Origin of the sequence: Halogranum rubrum (assembly GCF_900114455.1) — an archaeon.
GTDB classification, from domain to species: Archaea; Halobacteriota; Halobacteria; order Halobacteriales; family Haloferacaceae; genus Halogranum; species Halogranum rubrum.
This window is the reverse complement of record NZ_FOTC01000001.1, coordinates 1447619-1464794: the sequence shown is the minus strand read 5'-3', so window position 1 is coordinate 1464794 and position 17176 is coordinate 1447619. Positions and strand designations below refer to the sequence as shown.

Below are 17176 nucleotides of genomic sequence, written 5' to 3'. Positions count from 1 at the left end.
GTGTGGTCTCTCTCGGTTTCTCTACAACTGCTCAGTCGTCGGTGCTCGGTGGCGTCTGCCGGTCGATTCTGTCTCCCCCATCGACGAGGTCCGTCACCGGCGACGAGGACGCGAACGACTCGGCGCTGAAGTCCTGATACACGGTGTCCTCGTCGACGGGATACGGTGAGTCGTCGAGCAACTGGTCGAGGATGACGGCGTTGCGGTAGGTCCCGAGTCCGAGGTCCGGTGCGCCCACGCCGTGGGTGTGCATCTCGGCGTTCTGGACGAACACGCGCCCGTCGAGGCCCGTCGTCTCGAGGCCGTACGTCTCCTCGACGCGGAACCGCCCTCGCTCGTCGCGTTGGATGTGCGACTCCAGTCCGTCGAGGAAGTCGGGCGTCGGCCGGTGATAGCCCGTCCCGAGGACGACGACGTCGCTCTCGTGGGTGAACGAGGTTCCCTCCTGCCACTGCCGACAGCGCAGTCGGTATCGGTCTTCGACCTGTTCGATGTCCTCGACTTCGGTCATCGCCAGCAGGCCGACGTCCGGGTCGGACTCGCCGATGGAGTGCTCGTAGAGCGTCTCGTATATCTCGTCGCTCGTGTCCGGGTCGATGCCCTTGTAGAGCAGGTCCTGTTCGGGCAGCACCTCGTCGGAGACGGCCTGCGGCAGGTCGTAGAAGTACTGCGTGTACTCCGGCGTGAAGTGCTGGAGACCGAGTTTCGAGTACTCCATCGGGAAGAACCCCTCCGAGCGCGTCAGCCAGTCGAGGCGGTAATCGTTGTCCGGTTGGCGTTCGAGCAGGTCCTGAAACACCTCGGCGGCGCTCTGGCCCGACCCGACGACGGTGATACCGTCGGCGTCGAGTGCGTGCTCGCGGTTGTGCAGGTAGCCCGCGGTGTGGAACACGTCTGCATCCGGAAGGTCGTCGAACGGTTCGGGGACGAACGGCCGACTGCCGACGCCGACGGCGAGATGTCGAGTCAGATAGCGGTGTGTCTCGCCCGTCTCCGGGTCGCGTGCGGTGACGACGAAGGCGGCGTCGTTTTCCGTCGCTTCCGTGCTCGCGTCTCCCTCGCGTCGGGCGGGAACGATGCTCTCGACACGCCGACTGAACTGACAGGCCGGGACGCGCTCTGCGACCCACTTGCAGTAGTCGTCGTACTCGCGTCGCGGAATCTGGAACCGCTCGTAGAAGTACGTCTCGTAGATACGGTCGGTCTGGCGGGCGTAGTTGAGGTAGCTGTGCTCGCTCGTCGGGTCCGCGAGCGTCACGAGGTCGGCGAGGAACGGGACTTCGAGCGTCGCGCCTTCGACGAGCATCCCCTCGTGCCACGCGAACTCGGGTTTCTGTTCGAGGAAGACCGCGTCGAGGTCGGCGTCCTCGTCGTCGGCGAGTGCTGCGAGACCGAGGTTGAACGGCCCGAGACCGACGCCGAGGAGGTCGTAGACCTGTTCGTCTGTCTCTCCGTCGTCCGTCATGCGTCCACCTCCGCTCGCTTCCCGCCGACCGGTCGCTCCGGCGCGAGCACCTCACGCTCGAAGCGCTCGCGCTCGCACACCATGAGCAGGGCGTCCTTCTCGTCCATCTCGATTTCGCGAACTGGGTCGAAGCCGCACTGCTCGAAGACGTGGATGACCACGTCGTTTCGGACGTCGGGTTCCGTCACGACGCGCTGGGTCTCGGGGTGGCGGAACTGAAACGCTGTCATCGCTCGCAGGAGCGGTTCGGCGTAGCCATTGTTCAGATACTCCGGCGGCCCGAACAGCAGGTGAATTCCCTGGTCACTCGGGTCGGCGTCGTAGTAGTCCGCAACCACGTCGTCTGCGGCCCAGTAGCGCTCCCAGTAGCTCATCGGGACGTGGTCGAGTGTCCCCACGTAGGGCGTCAGGTGGTCGTCTTCGAGTTTCGTCTCCAGTTCCGCTCGGAACACCGGGAGCGGGTCGTCCAACTGCCAGTAGGGTAGGACGTGGTCACTGTTCAGCCACGCGTGGAGGCGACCGAGGTCACGCTCCAGTTCGGCGGGTCGGAACCCGACGTGGCGGTCGATACCGTGTTCGTAGCGTTCGTAGTCGTAGTCGTTGGTGATGGCGAGTGCGTCGGTCATCGGCTGACCTCCTGTGTCTCCTGTCTCTCTCCGTCGAGTTCGGTGACGAGCGGGTTCGGAATCGCCGTGTACACCGACTGGTTCGCGAGCGACCCCTCCAGTTCGTCCAGTCCCTCGACGCGCGTCCGGAAGTTCGCCTTACAGCGCACCTCCTCGGCCGTGAGAAGTGTCGAGACGAGCGAGGTGTCGCCGCGTTCGAGCGTCTGTAGGGACGCCAACTCGTCGCGAAGCAGTTCGAGCAAGTCGCGTTCGTCGACGAGTCCGGCGACGCCGAGGGCGTTGACGACACCGAAGACGTTGTTCAACACCACGTAGTAGCGGATGCGCTCGTCGGCGACGGCGTCCGGACAGACGGTGTCCGCGCGCTCGCCGACGCCCGGAAGATAGTCGTCGACGTCGTCGTACACCGACTCGCGGAAGTAGTAGCCCTGATTGTCCCGGTAGCGGAAGGCGTCGGGGTAGCCGTCGTCGAGGACGACGACACTGTTCTGCTGGTGGGCCTCGACGCCGACGCCGTGGAGCAGGTAGAGCCAGAGAATCGGTCGGACCGAGACGGCGAGATACTGCTCGAACCAGTCGCGAGCGACGGCGTCCGTCGACCGACCTTCGCGCTCGGCCAGCGTCTCGACGATGCGCGCCAGTCGCGACGGCCCGTCGATACCGTCCTGACAGAGACCGACGAGCGGTGTCGCGTTCGTCGCCGCCTCGCCCTCGAAGGGGTTCTCTCGGAGCACGACTTCGAACCCAGACTCGGGGGTGTCGCCGATGTCCAGCGTCAGATACGCCGGGTCCTGAATCACGTCGAACGCGGGGAACCGCTCTCGAAGCGCGTCGCCGAGGTCCGTGGCGAGCAGTTCGGAGATGGCGACGCCGCGTTCCAGTTCGGGTCGCTTGTTCGTCCGCTCGGAGTTGGTGATGGCCACCTTCAACGAGCCCTTGTGCATGAACGACGACTCGGGGTGGTAGACCGTCCGCACGGAGGTGGTAGGGTAGTACTCGCGTCCGACCTGCCCGAGGTCGGTGAGCAGTCCGTCCTCGATGGCCTCGCGGACGTTCGGTCGGTCGAGCAGGTAGTCGGCCTGCCACGGGTGGAGCGGTAGGAGCACGTCGTCGCTGTCGACGTGGTCTGCGACGAACTCGTCGGTTACTTCGTCGTCCTCGCGGAGTTCCGCTTTCACCCACTCGGTGGCCGACGTGTCGAGTGCCGAATCGCTGGCGACGATAGACGGGTCGGCCCGCACGTAATGCAGCGCGAACGACCCGCGGAGTTCCGGCGCGTAGGTCGGCGCGTCGCGTTCGGCGATTCCCTCGCGACTCTTCGGCGTCGGATGCATGAGGTGGCCGTAGACGAGCGACTGCTCGGCGTCTCGGAACGAGGTGTCGAACCCGTAGAGTCGGTCCGTCTCTCCCGACCGCGCGGCGACGAACCGTTCGATGTTCTCCTTGCTGGACAGCACTCGTGAAAGGACTTCGTCCGTCGCGGCGGCCTCGGTCGGTCCGTCGGCGGCGAGCGCAAGTTCTCGACAGAGTAGCGCCGCCAGCGTCGGCGCGTCGAGTTCGATTGGGTCGGACTTCTCTGACTCGTCGGACCTGTCGGAGCCCACCGTGTACGTAACCGGCAACTCGAACAGATGTCGACCCGTCGGCGACTCGTACCGGAGCGGCGCGTAGAGGGTCAGATTCGACTCGGGAAGCGGAACGACGGCGACGTCGCTCTCCTCGTCCGCTTCCTCGACTGGCGTCTCCGAGGCCGGTCGAACCGAGAACGCCCGCGTCTCTCTGAGGTAGCAGTTCAGCAGTCCGTGAATCGTCGCGGACTCACCGTGCTCGGCCGGTGTCTCGCAGTCAGCACCGACGGACGTCATTCGTTCACCTCCGACTCGATGGCGGCCCCGTACTGCTTCACGCTCACCAGTAGGTCGGCGACGTCATCGACGGTAGTCTGCGGGTTCAGGAGGGTGAACTTCAGGTAGGCGTCACCGTCGACTTCGGTGCGAGCGACGACGCCCATCCCGCGCTCCAAGAGATGGTCGCGGATGCGACGGTTGACGGTGTCGACCCACTCGCTCGTCTCCCGGTCGGAATGCTGCTGCGAGGGTCGATATCTGAACACGACGGCGTTCAGCGTCGGGTCGGCGGCGAGTTCTAGCGCCGGGTCGCGTTCGACGAGTTCGGCCACGTCGTCGGCGAGTTGGAGGGTGTAGTCGACGAGTTCGGCGACGCCCTCGCGCCCGAGCGTCTGGAACGTCACGAACGGTTTGAGCGCGTCGAACCGGCGGGTCGTCGCGAGCGACTTGCCGACGAGATTCGATACGCCCGCCTCCTCGTCCGCCTCGGGGTTGAGGTACGACGCGTTCCGGTCGATGAGGTCGTAGTGACTCCCGTCACGCAGGAGGAACGCCCCGCAGCTGATGGGCTGATAGAGGAGTTTGTGGAAGTCGAGACTGACCGAGTCCGCACGGCTGACGCCAGCGAGCATCTCGCGATGACGGTCGGAGACGGCGAGCGCCCCGCCGTACGCGGCGTCGACGTGGAACCAGAGGTCGTGTTCGGCCGCCCGGTCTGCGAGTGCCGAGAGCGGGTCGACGCTCCCGAAGTCCGTCGTCCCTGCGGTGGCGACGAGCGCGAACGGTCGCTTGCCCTCGTCGTCGAGACGCGCGAGTTCCGCGTCGAGCGCCTCGGGGTCCATCCGGTAGTCGTCGTCTGTCGGGACGGAGACGACGGCGTCTTCTCCTAACCCGAGTACGGCGGCCGACTGCTGGGCCGTAAAGTGGCCGGCGTCGGAGCAGAGAATCCGCAGGTCCGACGCTTCGGGCGGTAGTCCTTCGTCTTGGACGCGCTGACCGAACGTCTCGGTGACGTAGCGGTCCCGCGCGAGCAGGAGGCCGAGCAGGTTCGAGGCCGTTCCACCGCTGGTGAATACGCCGTCGGCGGCGTTGGGGAGACCGAACAGCGAACAGAGTTCCTCGACCATCGACTCCTCGACGACGGTGGCGGCGGGGCTCTGGTCCCACGAGTCCATCGACTGATTGAGTGCAGTAAGCATCGCCTCGGCCGCCAGTCCGGGAATCGCGGTCGGACACTGGAGATGGGCGACACAGGTCGGGTCGGACGTGACGACGGAGTTGGCGAGGACGTGTTCGCCGACCCACTCGACGACGTGTGTGAGGTCACTTCCCGTATCCGGCAGCGTGTCGACGTCGAATTCGTCTTCGAGTTCGTCGTACGTCTCACCCGAATAGGGGCCGCTCGCGCTGGCGTCGAGGACGGCGTCGACGGCGGCGTCCATCGCCTCCCGGTAGGTTGCGGAACCGGCCCCCGTCCCGAGGAAGGTTCCGACGCCGGGCGGACTCGTGTCCATCTGACGCTGGTCGCTCACGCCACCACCTCCCGTGCGGCGGTCGTCTCCACCGCTTCGTGGAAGATAGCGGCGACGTCGTCGACCTGTTGGGGGGTGACGACGAGCGGGGGGAGGAACCGTGCCGTCGCGCCGTGACGGCCGCCCGTCTCGACGACGAGGCCACGGTCGAAACAGGCCGACTGGACCTCGGTAGCCCTGTCGCCGTCGGCCGGGAGCGCCCCGGTCGGTTCGCGCTCGCCTTCGGTGTCGACGAACTCGACACCGAGCATCAGACCGCGGCCACGAACGTCGCCGACGGCGTCGAACTGGTCGGCGGTGCGTTCGAGGTGGCTCCGCAGTCGCTCGCCCATCTGGGCGGCGTGTTCGTGCAGGTCGTTCTCGACGACGTACTCGATGGTGGCGCGTCCGGCGGCCATCGCGAGTTGGTTCCCTCTGAAGGTACCGGCGTGTGCACCCGGTTTCCACACGTCGAGGTCGTCGCGGTAGACGACGACGGAGAGCGGGAGGCCGCCGCCGACGGCCTTCGAGAGCGTGACGACGTCGGGGACGATGTCGGCGTGTTCGAAGGCGAAGAGTTCGCCCGTCCGACCGAGGCCGGTCTGAATCTCGTCGACAATCAGGGGGATGTCGCGTTCGCGGGTGATGCGTCGAATCTCGCGCGTCCACTCGTCGGGGGCGGCGATTGCGCCGCCCTCACCTTGGACGAGTTCGACAACCATCCCGGCGGGGTCGACGATGCCGCTGTCGGGGTCGTCGAGCAACCCTTCGATGTATCGGCTGATAGCCCGGTGGCCCTCGTCGCCGTCGATGCCGAAGGGCGGGCGAAAGTCGTAGGGGTAGGGGAGGTGATGGACGTCGGGCATCAGCCCGGGAATCGACTCCTTGGCGGCCGTGTCACCCATCAGACTGAGCGCGCCGTTCGTCATGCCGTGGTAGCCGCCCTGAAAGCCGAGGACGCTCCGGTTGCCCGTCGCCGTCTTGACGAGTTTGAGTGCCGCCTCGACGGCGTCGGTCCCGGCGGGGCTACAGAACTGAACCTTCGCGTTGTCCGCGAACGCGTCGGGAAGGCTGTCGAACAGGGCGTCGACGAACGCCTCCTTCTCGGGTGTCGTGATGTCGAGGGTGTGGATAGGGCGGTCCGCCGCGAGTAGTCGCTCCATCTCCTCGGTGACGGTGGGGTGGTTGTGTCCGAGTGCGAGCGTTCCAGCCCCGGCCAGACAGTCGTAGTACGTGTTGCCGTCGACGTCTTCGACTTCGACGCCCTGTGCTCGCTCGATGGCGAGCGGCAGATGTCGCGGGTACGTCCGCGCGTTCGACTCTCGACTCGCCTGCTGTGCGAGCAGTTGCGCGTTCGACGTCTCAGCGTAGTCCATTCGACACCTCCATCTCGGAGAACGTCGTCTCGTGGGTCGGTTCACGTTCCACATCACGTCTCGATTTAGGCCCACCTAAACTCATGCACGTTTTAGGCCCGCCTAATAATTGAAAAGCTGTTCGGTTTTAGGTCGGCCTAAACATTAATGTGTTGAGATGATGGATAAATATCGATTGAACCACCACTCCCGAGTCAACCGAACGACTTTAACAGACATCCCTGCCAAGATGCGGCTATGACGACTGTACGGGACGTTCGGTCGATGGCCGGCCGCGACCCTATCACGATGTTGACCGCATACGACGCGCCGACAGCGGCACTCGTCGACGCGGCGGGTGTCGACTTGATTCTCGTCGGTGACAGTATGGGGAACGCGACGCTCGGCTACGACTCGACGCTCCCGGTCACTGTCGACGAGATGAAGAGTCGGACGGCGGCCGTCTCTCGAGCGACGAACGACGCCGTCGTCGTCGCCGACATGCCGTTTCTCTCCATCGGCGTCGACGAAGCGCAGAGCATCGAGCACTGCGGGCGAATGCTGAAAGAGGCCGACGCCGACGCGGTCAAACTGGAGTGCGGCCCGCACACGGTCGAACTGACGAAGCGACTCGCCCAACTCGGGATTCCCGTCATGGCGCATCTCGGTCTGACACCGCAACAGGTCAAACAGACCGGCTACCTGCGACAGGGAACTTCGAAAGAGGAGGCACAGGAGATTCTGGACCTCGCACGCGCACACGAGGAGGCCGGCGCGTTCTCACTCGTCCTCGAACACGTCCCCGCCAACCTCGCCGCACAGGTTACCGACGCACTGACGATTCCGACCATCGGCATCGGTGCTGGCGGGGACTGTGACGGACAGGTGCTCGTCGTCAACGACGTGCTCGGATTGGGCGAACGCGTCCCGCCGTTCGCAAAGCAGTTCGGCGACGTACAGTCTGCGATGGAAGAGGCCATCGACGGGTACGTCGACGCCGTCGAATCCGGCGAGTTTCCGGCGGACGAACACAGCCACGTCGAAGCCGACTTAGACGAGTTGTACTGAGCCTCGACGCGATTACGAGGAGACGATATCTACTGGAGCGCAGGCGACGGTCGCTGGTCCGACCGCTCTGTGGTCAGGAACTCGATTGGCTCGGTGACGGTCCGGGCGAGTGCGCTCCCCTCGCTGGCGACGCGGCCGACCAGTCGGTCGGACGACGGATGTACGGGATGTAACGGATGTCCTGTGGGACCAGTCGAATCAGTCGACTGCAGTGCCGCCGGTCATATCGACGAGAGAAACTCCTCGACGGCGTCGTTGAACGTCTCGGGCTGTTCGAGCATCGCGAGGTGGGCCGCGTCGTCGACGACGGTGACCGTACACGCGGGCATCGTGTCGGCCAGATACTCGTGGTAGTGTTTCGGCGTCAACTGGTCGTACTCGCCGACGATGGCGAGCGTTGGTACGTCGATGTCGCCGACTTCGCCTCGGACGTCGAAGCGGTGGCACGTCTGAAAGTCACGACTCGTGACCGCGCCGCCGACCGCCTCCATCGTCTCTTTCGAGAGTTCGAGGTCGCGTTCGTCGGGGTCGTGAAACAGGTGGTCCGGTTCGTGGAGGAACTCGATGGCACGTTCGAAGTCTTCTTCGAGCCAGACGAGCAGGTCTTCGAGGACGCTGAGTCGCGCACCGGTTCCCGTGAGCACGAGTCCGTCGAGTGCGAGGTCACGTTCGAGTGCGAGCGTCACGACGACGGCACCGCCGAGAGAGTTGCCGACGAGGATAGTCGCGTCCGTCTCACGGGCGACGGCGACGACGTCGTCGACGTAGGCTGCCAAGGCCTCACCACCCGGGTCAGCGTCGACGTCGTCGCTCTCGCCGTGACCGCTCAGGTCGACCGCGACGACGGGAAACTCGCTCGCGAGTCGCGCCTGTGACTTCCAGACGCCGTGTGAGCCACCGCTCCCGTGGACGAAGAGGACGGTTGGTCCTGCGTCGTCCGGGTCGCCGCGGAACCACCGTCGGTAGGCAGTCTCTCGTCCGTGGTGTGTGATTGTTTGCATGTGTCGTGTGTTCGAGTCTCAGAGCTTAAAACCGCAGGAGACACCAACGAGCCGGAACCGCAATTCGAGTTTCTCGCGGCTAACCCTTCGTTGTCTGCCGATTTCTCGGAGAAAGAGTTATATACTCAGACAACTAACTTGTGGTTAGGATTCCTCATGAGTCAACAGTTATTCGAGGGTCGTGACGACCGCTTCCTCCGACGGTACGACTACGACGACCATTGGGTCGTCGCGGCCGACCTACGAGTGTCTGATGAGGCTGTCGACGTCGACATCGTCGGGCAGACGGCCATCATCGTCGTCGACGCCGGCGACCGGTTGTTCGAGACCGAGTTCGAACTTCCCAACGCTGGCGCGGAAGTGTTTATGAAAAACGGCGTCATCACTATCACCGGTGCACAATGAAGCTCACAGTTAAACCACTCAAACAGAAGGATGCGGGCCGTGGCCTCGCCGCCATCGACCGCCTCGCCGCCAAGGAGATGGGTCTCTCCGGTGGCGACTTCATCCGTATCGAAGGGAAGGACGGAACTGCTATCGCTCGCGTCTGGCCGGGATACCCGGAAGACGACGGAACGGGCGTCGTCCGTATCGACGGCCGACTCCGCCAACAGGCCAACGTCGGCATCGACGACAAAGTAGACGTGGACAAAGCGGACGTCAAACCCGCAGACGAAGTCACGATTGCACTCCCGCAGAACCTTCGTATCAGCGGTAACATCGGTCCCCACATCCGCGACAAACTCTCCGGGCAGCCAGTCACGCAAGGCCAGTCAGTCCAGATTCCGTTCGGTTTCGGCTTCATCGCCAGCCAAGGGCAGTCTGTCCCGCTGAAGATTGCGAAGACGTCGCCGGGGGGAACGGTCGTCATCAACGACTCGACCGAGATCACCATCAGCGAGAAGCCCGCCGAACAGATTCGTGGCGGTGGCGGCGTCGCTGGCAGTGGCGACGGTCCCGACGTCACCTACGAGGACATCGGTGGTCTCGACCGCGAGTTAGAGCAGGTCCGCGAGATGATCGAACTGCCGATGCGACACCCCGAGTTGTTCAAGCGACTCGGTATCGAACCGCCGAAGGGCGTGCTCCTGCACGGCCCGCCGGGCACGGGCAAGACGCTCATCGCGAAGGCCGTCGCCAACGAGATAGACGCCTCCTTCCACACGATTTCGGGCCCCGAAATCATGTCGAAGTACTACGGTGAGTCCGAAGAACAGCTCCGTGAAGTGTTCGAAGAGGCCACCGAGAACGCGCCGGCCATCGTCTTCATGGACGAACTCGACTCTATCGCGGCCAAGCGCAGCGAGGCCGGTGGCGACGTCGAGCGCCGTGTGGTGGCTCAGCTACTGAGCCTGATGGACGGTCTCGAAGAACGCGGCCAGGTCGTCGTCATCGGCGCGACCAACCGCGTCGACGTCATCGACCCTGCGCTCCGTCGCGGTGGCCGCTTCGACCGCGAAATCGAAATCGGCGTTCCGGACCGCGACGGTCGTAAGGAGATTCTGCAGGTCCACACGCGGAACATGCCGCTGTCCGACGACATCGACCTCGACATGTACGCCGACAACACTCACGGGTTCGTCGGCGCGGACCTCGAATCGCTGGCGAAGGAGGGAGCGATGACTGCCCTCCGGCGTATCCGCCCCGATATCGACCTCGAAGCCGACGAAATCGACGCCGAGGTCTTAGAGAGCCTCCAGGTCACCGAAGACGACTTCAAAGAGGCGTTGAAGGGTATCGAACCCTCGGCGCTCCGCGAGGTGTTCGTCGAAGTGCCGGACGTCACGTGGGAGGACGTCGGCGGCCTCGAAGGCACCAAAGAGCGTCTCCGCGAGACCATCCAGTGGCCGCTGGAGTACCCCGAGGTGTTCCAGCAGATGGATATGGAAGCCGCGAAGGGTGTCCTCCTCTACGGCCCGCCGGGGACGGGGAAGACCCTCCTCGCGAAGGCTGTCGCCAACGAGGCGGAGTCGAACTTCATCTCCATCAAGGGACCGGAACTCCTGAACAAGTTCGTCGGCGAGTCCGAGAAGGGCGTCCGCGAAGTGTTCAAGAAGGCCCGTGAGAACGCCCCGACGGTGGTGTTCTTCGACGAGATCGACTCCATCGCGACCGAACGCGGCCGCAACAGCAACGACTCCGGTGTCAGCGAGCGCGTCGTCTCGCAACTGCTGACGGAACTCGACGGCCTCGAAGCGCTGGAAGACGTGGTCGTCATCGCGACGACGAACCGCCCGGACCTCATCGACTCGGCGCTCCTGCGCCCCGGTCGACTCGACCGACACGTCCACGTCCCCGTGCCGGACGAGGACGGCCGCCGGAAGATCCTGGAGGTCCACACGCAGCACAAACCGCTGGCCGACTCCGTCGACCTCGACAAACTGGCTCGCCGGACCGAGGGCTACGTCGGGGCCGACCTGGAAGCACTCGCCCGCGAGGCGTCGATGACCGCCTCCCGCGAGTTCATCCGCAGCGTCGACCGCGAGGACGTCGCCGAGTCCATCGGCAACGTCCGCGTGACGATGGACCACTTCGAGCAGGCGCTCGACGAGGTCCAACCGAGCGTCACCGACGAGACGCGCCAGCGCTACGAGGAGATCGAGGAGCGCTTCAAGAAGAGCGACGTGACGAAGGAAGAAGGCGAGTACGGTCGGACGTTCCAGTAGCACGACCGTTTTCTCCGGGGGGTTCGCGAGCGTCTCCGACGCTCGCTCAACCCCCGGTAAAACCGTCGATGAAAAAGGCCGCGAGACTCGGCCTCCGGCCTCGCTCGCGGTGCGATTCAGTCAGTTCGGCTGTCGTCAGAGTGTTCTCAATTTTACAGCGTTGCGAGCCTGAGTCCGAAGAGAACGACGACAGCGACTGTTTCGACCCCGGCGACTACGTAGAGGAGCGTCGACGCTTGCTCTGTCGTCTCCGCGTACCTCGGGTTGGCCCGCGCGTACAGGCCACCAACGAGTACGGACAGGCCCCAGACGGCTCTGCCGACTGCCTCGAGACCGCTTCCACCTCCGAGCAACAGCACCGCCGCCTCTGTCATGGAACTTAGGCCGAACAGCACGAACACGTACGCGAGGAGGTCGATTTTTCTGATCGTCGGCAGGCGCGATTGTCGACTCATTCGCTCCCCATCCCTCTGCAGTCGCTCGTCAGCCACCCGATAGAGAACTCGACTCCGTGGTATCCGAGAAAGAGAACGCCGCCGAGGAGGACGAAGAGTGGGAAGAACGTGGCAAACCAGTCCAAGGCTCCCCCGAAGTACGTCGTCGTCTGCACGAAGACGAGTGCGACGAGCGCGAGCAACATCGTCTGCACTGTGAGGAGGGTCTCGATTTTGCGGGTGTCCATACACCGACCTGTTCGAGATTCCACAAAATGCTTCGCACTGAACGAGTCACGACTCGCTTTCCAGTTGTTAGATAACTCGCGCCCACACCACGGCGACGAACGCAACCGTCGCGATAGCCGCGAAGACGTAGAGATACGTCGGTGCAGGTTCGGTCTGGGTTTCGTATAGCGGATTTCTTCGCTCGTATATCCCGAGACCGACCGCTAAGAACCCGAGTACTGTCCCGCCGACCGCCGCCATATTTGCTTCCGTCTCGCGGAGTGTCATCCAGTTGATGAAGACGAACTGCAGTCCCATGAGGACGAGAATGTAACCGTTCAAATCCGCCTTTCGGACGTTCATCGACTCTCTACTCCTTTGACGTCTCGTTTCAGCCAACCAGCAGCGGCTTCCACCCCGCTATAGCCGACGAAGAGACCGCCGCCGACGAGGACGGCGACGGGGAGGAGAAACGCGAGCAACTCGAAGTCACCGTAGTACCGCGCCGAGTCCGCGTAGACGGCGACGCCCAACGCGAGCAGCATCGCGTGCACCGTCAGGAGGAGTTCGATTCTGCGGGTGTCCATGCTTCGACCTGACCCCGCTGTGACAAAAGTCAGTCGAATGACTCGATGTCCAGGCCGGTCCACCTGAGAAACAGACGAAGCGCACCGTAGGCGAAGGCGCCGATGGGAAAACCGAGGACGACGACGGCACCGCCATCCGCCGCGAATCCCGCGTCGATAGCGTACATCCCCACGCCGAGAGCGAGCAACATCGTCTGTGCGGCGAGATAGATTTCGGCTCTGTCGGTGCTCGTCGTCTCCAGCGTCTCCATCGTCTCCATACTAGCGTCTCACCGTAGTTCATAGCCACTAATATTCTTTATACTCTGACAGTCGACAAATCTGCAAAAGATTTATTTAGTGTGCGGTGCTACCGTGTATCACAGTAACATACCAATCTGAGCACTGACGGACGTACCGCTGTACGACCACCCGCTGAACTGTATACCACCGACGCCTGCATCGCCCGCCAATCGACAATCGATAATCGATAATCGACGAACTGTATACCACCGACGCTCGCACCGCCTGACAGACGACGGCCAAACTGAACGGAGGACACGCAACGATTCGAACACATCGAACACAGCCACCCGACAGACAGCACCGCCATCAACCAACTACGTTGTCCCATTCATACTGAAACCACACCGAAGAGCGACTGCCAATCCCCACTCGTTTTTACGCGGCAGGCGGAATGGACCGATAATGGACGACGACTTACGCGAACGCGTTCGAGCGGAGGCGGAGAAACACGCTCTGTTCAACGCTCTCAAACACGACAGCGACGCCGACGTCGGTGCCATCATGGGACCGCTGATGGGTGACAACCCCGACTTCCGACCCCACGGAAGTGAGGTGCCCGGCATCGTCGGCGGCGTCGTCAGCGAAGTCAACGGGATGAGCGTCGACGAGAAGCGCGAGCGACTCGGCGAACTCGCTCCCGAGGAGTTGGAGGAACTCGACTCTGAAGACGAGGAGGACGACCAACTCCTCCCCGACCTGCCGAACGTCGAGGCGTACGACGAGATTCGGATGCGTGTCGCGCCGAACCCGAACGGCCCGTGGCACATCGGCCACGCCCGCATGCCCGCCGTCATCGGGACGTACAAGGAGATGTACGACGGGTCTTTCTTGGTCCGCTTCGACGACACCGACCCCGAGACGAAGCGCCCTGACCTCTCTGCATACGACGCAATCTTAGAGGACATCGAGTACCTCGGTTTCGAACCGGACGAGGTCATGAAGGCCTCCGACCGCGTCGAGACGTACTACGACCACGCCCGCGAACTCATCGAGATGGGCGGCGCGTACACCTGCTCCTGCGGCGGCGAGGAGTTCTCGGAGTTGAAGAACAGCGGGAAGCCCTGCCCGCACCGTGACAAGGACACGGAAACCGTCATCGACGAGTTCGAGTCGATGGTCGACGGCGACTACGCCTCCGGCGAGATGGTGCTCCGCGTCAAGACCGATATCGAGCACAAGAACCCCGCACTCCGTGACTGGGTCGCCTTCCGCATGGTCGACACGCCGCACCCGCGCGAGGAAGCCGAAGACTACCGCGCGTGGCCGATGCTCGACTTCCAGTCCGGCGTCGACGACCACCTGACGGGCGTCACCCACATCATCCGCGGTATCGACCTGCAGGACTCCGCGAAGCGCCAGCAGTTCGTCTACGACTACTTCGACTGGGAGTATCCTGAAGTCTTGCACTGGGGCCACGTCCAGGTCGACGAGTACGGGGTCAAGATGTCCACGTCGACGATTAAGAAACTCATCGAGGACGGCGAACTCGACGGGTGGGACGACCCGCGCGCGCCCACCATCCAGAGTCTCCGTCGCCGCGGTATCCACGGGTCGGCCATCGTCGACGCGATGGTCGGACTCGGCATGTCCACGAGTGGTGTCGACCTCGCGATGTCGACCATCTACGCGAACAACCGCGACATCGTCGACGACGCGTCCGACCGCTACTTCCTCGTCCGTGACGGTGTCGAGAAGGCCGTCGTCGGCGGACCCGAGGCTGGCGAACCGCCGCTCCACCCCGACCACGAGGACCGTGGCCGCCGACACATCCCCGTCCCCGGCGCGGTCCGCGTCGAGTCGAAAGACGTCCCCGCCAACGGCGAGCGAATCTGGCTGAAAGGTTACGGCTGTGTCCGCCACACTCGCGACGCGTTCGAGTACACCGGCGACGATATCAGCGCCGTCCGCGACGAGGGTGTCGACGTGATTCACTGGGTGCCCGCCGACGACACCGTCTCGGTGACGATGCGAACTGCCGAGGGTGACGTCACGGGTGAGGCCGAACCCGACTTCGCCGACGCCGACGTGGACGAAGTCGTCCAGTTCGAGCGTATCGGCTTCGTACGCGTCGACGAGCAGAACGGAGACGAGTCGGTCGTCTACTGGACGCACAAATAGCGTCACTGCGTCGCTCCCCGTCTCTTCTCTTCTACCGCTTCTACTTCTGCTACAGATACACCACGACGAGCATCACCGCGAGCATCGCCGCCGTCAGCACCAACTGAACGGCAGAGGAGGCGAGGACGCCGACCGTCGCGTAGGCGGCCGTTCGGAGACTCGCGTCGACGTCGTCGTTTCGGTAGAACTCGATGGCGAAGACGGTTCCCGCGATGCCGAGGAGGATGCCGAACGGGCCGGCGACGAAGAACAGTGCGAACCCGACGACGGCAGCGATAGCCGTCGTCGCCAGCGACGCGCCACCTGCACGGGCCGCGATTGGACCGGAGAAGTAGTCCACGACGAGTGCGATGACGCCGAGCAGTGTCAGACCGACGAGCACGACTGGCCCGGGGACGGTGTAACCGCTCACCCACCAGTAGAGATAGACGCCGCCGAGCGAGCAGAGCGCACCGGGGAGCAACGGGACGACGCTGCCGACGACTCCGACGACGAGGAGGGCTAGTGCGACGAGTGCGAGGAGTTCCATCGGCTGGTCGGAGGGGCCGGGTAGACAAGTAGGCGACGACAGCTTTCGACCGGAATAGCTGCAAGCATTAAGTGCACAGTCAGTGTTACACTTACGCATGGCAATCGACCCGAACTTCGAGAAGAACCGCGAGAAAGTCGGCGAGGAGAACGGTGTCGCCGTCTGGGGACCGGTAGACGAACCGGAGCAGTTGGGTATCCACGGCACGCACGTCGCCGTCGACTTCGACATCTGTCTCGCCGACGGGGCGTGTCTCGAAGACTGTCCGGTCGACGTGTTCACGTGGGTCGACACGCCGGGACACCCCGAGAGCGACATCAAGGCCGAACCGACACACGAAGACCAGTGTATCGACTGTATGCTCTGCGTCGACGTCTGTCCGGTCGACGCCATCGACGTCGACCCCGGCCGCGCGGGTCGCATCTAACTCTAACTCGCCGCTCGTCTGTCGACACCCTCTCCTTTCGGCTCTCTCGCTCGCTGACTGAGTACCGACGCTGCCAATCGTGACACAAATACCGTACGAACTATTATTATAAATTCGTGCTATCACTACTCAGAGGGGAAGATACCAATGCACACAGTCGTCCTGACGAAAGGCGTTCCCGACTTCCGAGAGGGACAGGTCTCGTTCGACGAGAACGGCCATCTCGAACGGGGGAAGACGCCGACGGTGATGAACCCGAACGACCAGTTCGCGCTCGAAGCCGCGTTGCAGACGCGCGTCCGTCACGGCGGGCACGTCACGCTGATGAGTATGGGACCGCCGGGCTACAAAGACGTCCTCCGCGAGGGGATGGCGTCGGTGTACGCCGACGACCTGTATCTCATCTCGGACCGGGAGATGGCCGCCGCCGACACGTGGGCGACGTCTATCACGCTCAGCGCGGCTATCGAGAAACTGGGCACACCGGACCTCGTGTTCGCGGGGTTCAAAACGGCAGACGGTGAGACGGGCCACACCGGACCGCAGACCTGCTGGTGTCTCGACATGCCCATCATCACCCACGTCGTCTCGCTCGACGTCGACGAGGAGGCGGGGACGCTCCGCGCGAAACGACTCGTCGAGGGAGACATCGAGGAGATAGAGACGGTCGAAGCGTCGTTCCCGGCGTTCGTCGTCGCCGACCCGGAGTTCGTTCCCAGCTATCGGTCGGCGAGCCACCGACTCACGCTGAAAGACCTCCGCGCCGAAACCCGAGAGCGCGCGGAGAACTTCGAGGACCACCTCACGATTTGGGACCACGCAGACATCAACGTCGACCCGGACTACATCGGACTCGACGGGTCGCCGACCATCGTCTCGTCGGTGGACCCCATTCCGAAGGCACCCGCAGAGCGGGAGGCGACGATGGTGTCGCCGACGAGTCGCGAAGAGATGACCGAAGTACTGGAGGCGATGCAACCGCTCGCTGCTGGGGCTACAGGAACCGCCGAAGCGACGGGGGACGACTGA

18 protein-coding genes are annotated in these 17176 nt (G+C 63.8%); 6 read left to right on the top strand and 12 right to left on the bottom strand.

The annotated features are described in order from the left end of the window. Positions 1 to 31: 31 nt before the first annotated feature. From BM083_RS07250 to BM083_RS07230, 5 genes are read right to left on the bottom strand one after another with little or no spacing between them, the layout of a single operon-like run. Positions 32 to 1465: a lysine N(6)-hydroxylase/L-ornithine N(5)-oxygenase family protein gene (locus tag BM083_RS07250; protein WP_089867713.1), complete on the bottom strand. Its 1434-nt coding sequence runs from the start codon at positions 1463 to 1465 to the stop codon at positions 32 to 34. Further along, positions 1462 to 2091: a GNAT family N-acetyltransferase gene (locus tag BM083_RS07245; protein WP_089867709.1), complete on the bottom strand. Its 630-nt coding sequence runs from the start codon at positions 2089 to 2091 to the stop codon at positions 1462 to 1464. Before BM083_RS07245 ends, BM083_RS07250 begins: the two co-directional genes overlap by 4 nt. After that, on the bottom strand, positions 2088 to 3956 hold the full coding sequence (locus BM083_RS07240) for an IucA/IucC family protein (protein WP_089867706.1): 1869 nt from the start codon (positions 3954 to 3956) through the stop codon (positions 2088 to 2090). Before BM083_RS07240 ends, BM083_RS07245 begins: the two co-directional genes overlap by 4 nt. Further along, entirely contained in the window at positions 3953 to 5452 is a 1500-nt protein-coding gene (locus tag BM083_RS07235; protein ID WP_089867703.1) for a pyridoxal phosphate-dependent decarboxylase family protein, read from the bottom strand. The genes BM083_RS07240 and BM083_RS07235 overlap by 4 nt, the downstream gene beginning before the upstream one ends. Before the next feature lie 14 nt (positions 5453 to 5466). Then, the gene (locus BM083_RS07230) at positions 5467 to 6825 is read right to left on the bottom strand and encodes a diaminobutyrate--2-oxoglutarate transaminase (RefSeq protein ID WP_089867700.1); all 1359 of its coding nucleotides are present in this window, start codon (positions 6823 to 6825) and stop codon (positions 5467 to 5469) included. 237 nt (positions 6826 to 7062) lie between these two features. On the opposite strand from BM083_RS07230, the gene panB reads away from it, so the two are divergent. Then, the gene (panB, locus tag BM083_RS07225) at positions 7063 to 7872 is read left to right on the top strand and encodes a 3-methyl-2-oxobutanoate hydroxymethyltransferase (RefSeq protein ID WP_089867697.1); all 810 of its coding nucleotides are present in this window, start codon (positions 7063 to 7065) and stop codon (positions 7870 to 7872) included. Positions 7873 to 8093: 221 nt separating this feature from the next. Here panB and BM083_RS07220 read toward each other — a convergent pair whose 3' ends face one another. Beyond that, positions 8094 to 8873: an alpha/beta fold hydrolase gene (locus BM083_RS07220; protein ID WP_089867694.1), complete on the bottom strand. Its 780-nt coding sequence runs from the start codon at positions 8871 to 8873 to the stop codon at positions 8094 to 8096. Between the two features lie 156 nt (positions 8874 to 9029). On the opposite strand from BM083_RS07220, the gene BM083_RS07215 reads away from it, so the two are divergent. Both BM083_RS07215 and BM083_RS07210 read left to right on the top strand, forming a co-directional pair. Beyond that, a complete protein-coding gene (locus BM083_RS07215; protein WP_009367518.1) occupies positions 9030 to 9278 on the top strand; it encodes a DUF7127 family protein in 249 nt (82 codons plus the stop codon). Next, on the top strand, positions 9275 to 11539 hold the full coding sequence (locus BM083_RS07210) for a CDC48 family AAA ATPase (RefSeq protein WP_089867691.1): 2265 nt from the start codon (positions 9275 to 9277) through the stop codon (positions 11537 to 11539). The genes BM083_RS07215 and BM083_RS07210 overlap by 4 nt, the downstream gene beginning before the upstream one ends. Before the next feature lie 152 nt (positions 11540 to 11691). Here BM083_RS07210 and BM083_RS07205 read toward each other — a convergent pair whose 3' ends face one another. From BM083_RS07205 to BM083_RS07185, 5 genes are all read right to left on the bottom strand, one after another. After that, positions 11692 to 11994, bottom strand: a complete 303-nt coding sequence (locus BM083_RS07205; protein WP_089867687.1) for a hypothetical protein — start codon at positions 11992 to 11994, stop codon at positions 11692 to 11694. Next, a complete protein-coding gene (locus BM083_RS07200; RefSeq protein ID WP_089867684.1) occupies positions 11991 to 12221 on the bottom strand; it encodes a hypothetical protein in 231 nt (76 codons plus the stop codon). Before BM083_RS07200 ends, BM083_RS07205 begins: the two co-directional genes overlap by 4 nt. A gap of 67 nt (positions 12222 to 12288) precedes the next feature. Then, positions 12289 to 12564 (bottom strand): hypothetical protein, encoded by a 276-nt coding sequence (locus tag BM083_RS07195; protein WP_089867677.1) that lies wholly within the window; start codon positions 12562 to 12564, stop codon positions 12289 to 12291. Further along, positions 12561 to 12788, bottom strand: a complete 228-nt coding sequence (locus tag BM083_RS07190) for a hypothetical protein (RefSeq protein WP_089867673.1) — start codon at positions 12786 to 12788, stop codon at positions 12561 to 12563. Before BM083_RS07190 ends, BM083_RS07195 begins: the two co-directional genes overlap by 4 nt. A gap of 29 nt (positions 12789 to 12817) precedes the next feature. Continuing rightward, the gene (locus BM083_RS07185; RefSeq protein WP_089867669.1) at positions 12818 to 13048 is read right to left on the bottom strand and encodes a hypothetical protein; all 231 of its coding nucleotides are present in this window, start codon (positions 13046 to 13048) and stop codon (positions 12818 to 12820) included. Positions 13049 to 13475: 427 nt separating this feature from the next. Here BM083_RS07185 and BM083_RS07180 point away from each other — a divergent pair, with 427 nt between their 5' ends. After that, positions 13476 to 15191, top strand: a complete 1716-nt coding sequence (locus BM083_RS07180; RefSeq protein ID WP_089867666.1) for a glutamate--tRNA ligase — start codon at positions 13476 to 13478, stop codon at positions 15189 to 15191. Between the two features lie 49 nt (positions 15192 to 15240). On the opposite strand, the gene BM083_RS07175 is transcribed toward BM083_RS07180, so the two are convergent. Continuing rightward, positions 15241 to 15720, bottom strand: coding sequence for a DUF456 domain-containing protein (locus tag BM083_RS07175; protein WP_089867661.1), 480 nt, complete (start codon positions 15718 to 15720; stop codon positions 15241 to 15243). A gap of 97 nt (positions 15721 to 15817) precedes the next feature. Here BM083_RS07175 and BM083_RS07170 point away from each other — a divergent pair, with 97 nt between their 5' ends. Continuing rightward, a complete protein-coding gene (locus BM083_RS07170) occupies positions 15818 to 16147 on the top strand; it encodes a 4Fe-4S dicluster domain-containing protein (protein WP_009367525.1) in 330 nt (109 codons plus the stop codon). A 147-nt stretch (positions 16148 to 16294) separates the two neighbouring features. Beyond that, complete coding sequence (locus BM083_RS07165) at positions 16295 to 17176, top strand: electron transfer flavoprotein subunit beta/FixA family protein (protein WP_009367526.1); 882 nt, start codon at positions 16295 to 16297, stop codon at positions 17174 to 17176.

Bases quoted from the DNA above. Each gene is read 5' to 3' on its own strand.
- BM083_RS07250 (WP_089867713.1), bottom strand. From the start codon at position 1,465: ATGACGGACGACGGAGAGACAGACGAACAGGTCTACGACCTCCTCGGC.
- BM083_RS07245 (WP_089867709.1), bottom strand. From the start codon at position 2,091: ATGACCGACGCACTCGCCATCACCAACGACTACGACTACGAACGCTAC.
- BM083_RS07240 (WP_089867706.1), bottom strand. From the start codon at position 3,956: ATGACGTCCGTCGGTGCTGACTGCGAGACACCGGCCGAGCACGGTGAG.
- BM083_RS07235 (WP_089867703.1), bottom strand. From the start codon at position 5,452: ATGGACACGAGTCCGCCCGGCGTCGGAACCTTCCTCGGGACGGGGGCC.
- BM083_RS07230 (WP_089867700.1), bottom strand. From the start codon at position 6,825: ATGGACTACGCTGAGACGTCGAACGCGCAACTGCTCGCACAGCAGGCG.
- panB (WP_089867697.1), top strand. From the start codon at position 7,063: ATGACGACTGTACGGGACGTTCGGTCGATGGCCGGCCGCGACCCTATC.
- BM083_RS07220 (WP_089867694.1), bottom strand. From the start codon at position 8,873: ATGCAAACAATCACACACCACGGACGAGAGACTGCCTACCGACGGTGG.
- BM083_RS07215 (WP_009367518.1), top strand. From the start codon at position 9,030: ATGAGTCAACAGTTATTCGAGGGTCGTGACGACCGCTTCCTCCGACGG.
- BM083_RS07210 (WP_089867691.1), top strand. From the start codon at position 9,275: ATGAAGCTCACAGTTAAACCACTCAAACAGAAGGATGCGGGCCGTGGC.
- BM083_RS07205 (WP_089867687.1), bottom strand. From the start codon at position 11,994: ATGAGTCGACAATCGCGCCTGCCGACGATCAGAAAAATCGACCTCCTC.
- BM083_RS07200 (WP_089867684.1), bottom strand. From the start codon at position 12,221: ATGGACACCCGCAAAATCGAGACCCTCCTCACAGTGCAGACGATGTTG.
- BM083_RS07195 (WP_089867677.1), bottom strand. From the start codon at position 12,564: ATGAACGTCCGAAAGGCGGATTTGAACGGTTACATTCTCGTCCTCATG.
- BM083_RS07190 (WP_089867673.1), bottom strand. From the start codon at position 12,788: ATGGACACCCGCAGAATCGAACTCCTCCTGACGGTGCACGCGATGCTG.
- BM083_RS07185 (WP_089867669.1), bottom strand. From the start codon at position 13,048: ATGGAGACGATGGAGACGCTGGAGACGACGAGCACCGACAGAGCCGAA.
- BM083_RS07180 (WP_089867666.1), top strand. From the start codon at position 13,476: ATGGACGACGACTTACGCGAACGCGTTCGAGCGGAGGCGGAGAAACAC.
- BM083_RS07175 (WP_089867661.1), bottom strand. From the start codon at position 15,720: ATGGAACTCCTCGCACTCGTCGCACTAGCCCTCCTCGTCGTCGGAGTC.
- BM083_RS07170 (WP_009367525.1), top strand. From the start codon at position 15,818: ATGGCAATCGACCCGAACTTCGAGAAGAACCGCGAGAAAGTCGGCGAG.
- BM083_RS07165 (WP_009367526.1), top strand. From the start codon at position 16,295: ATGCACACAGTCGTCCTGACGAAAGGCGTTCCCGACTTCCGAGAGGGA.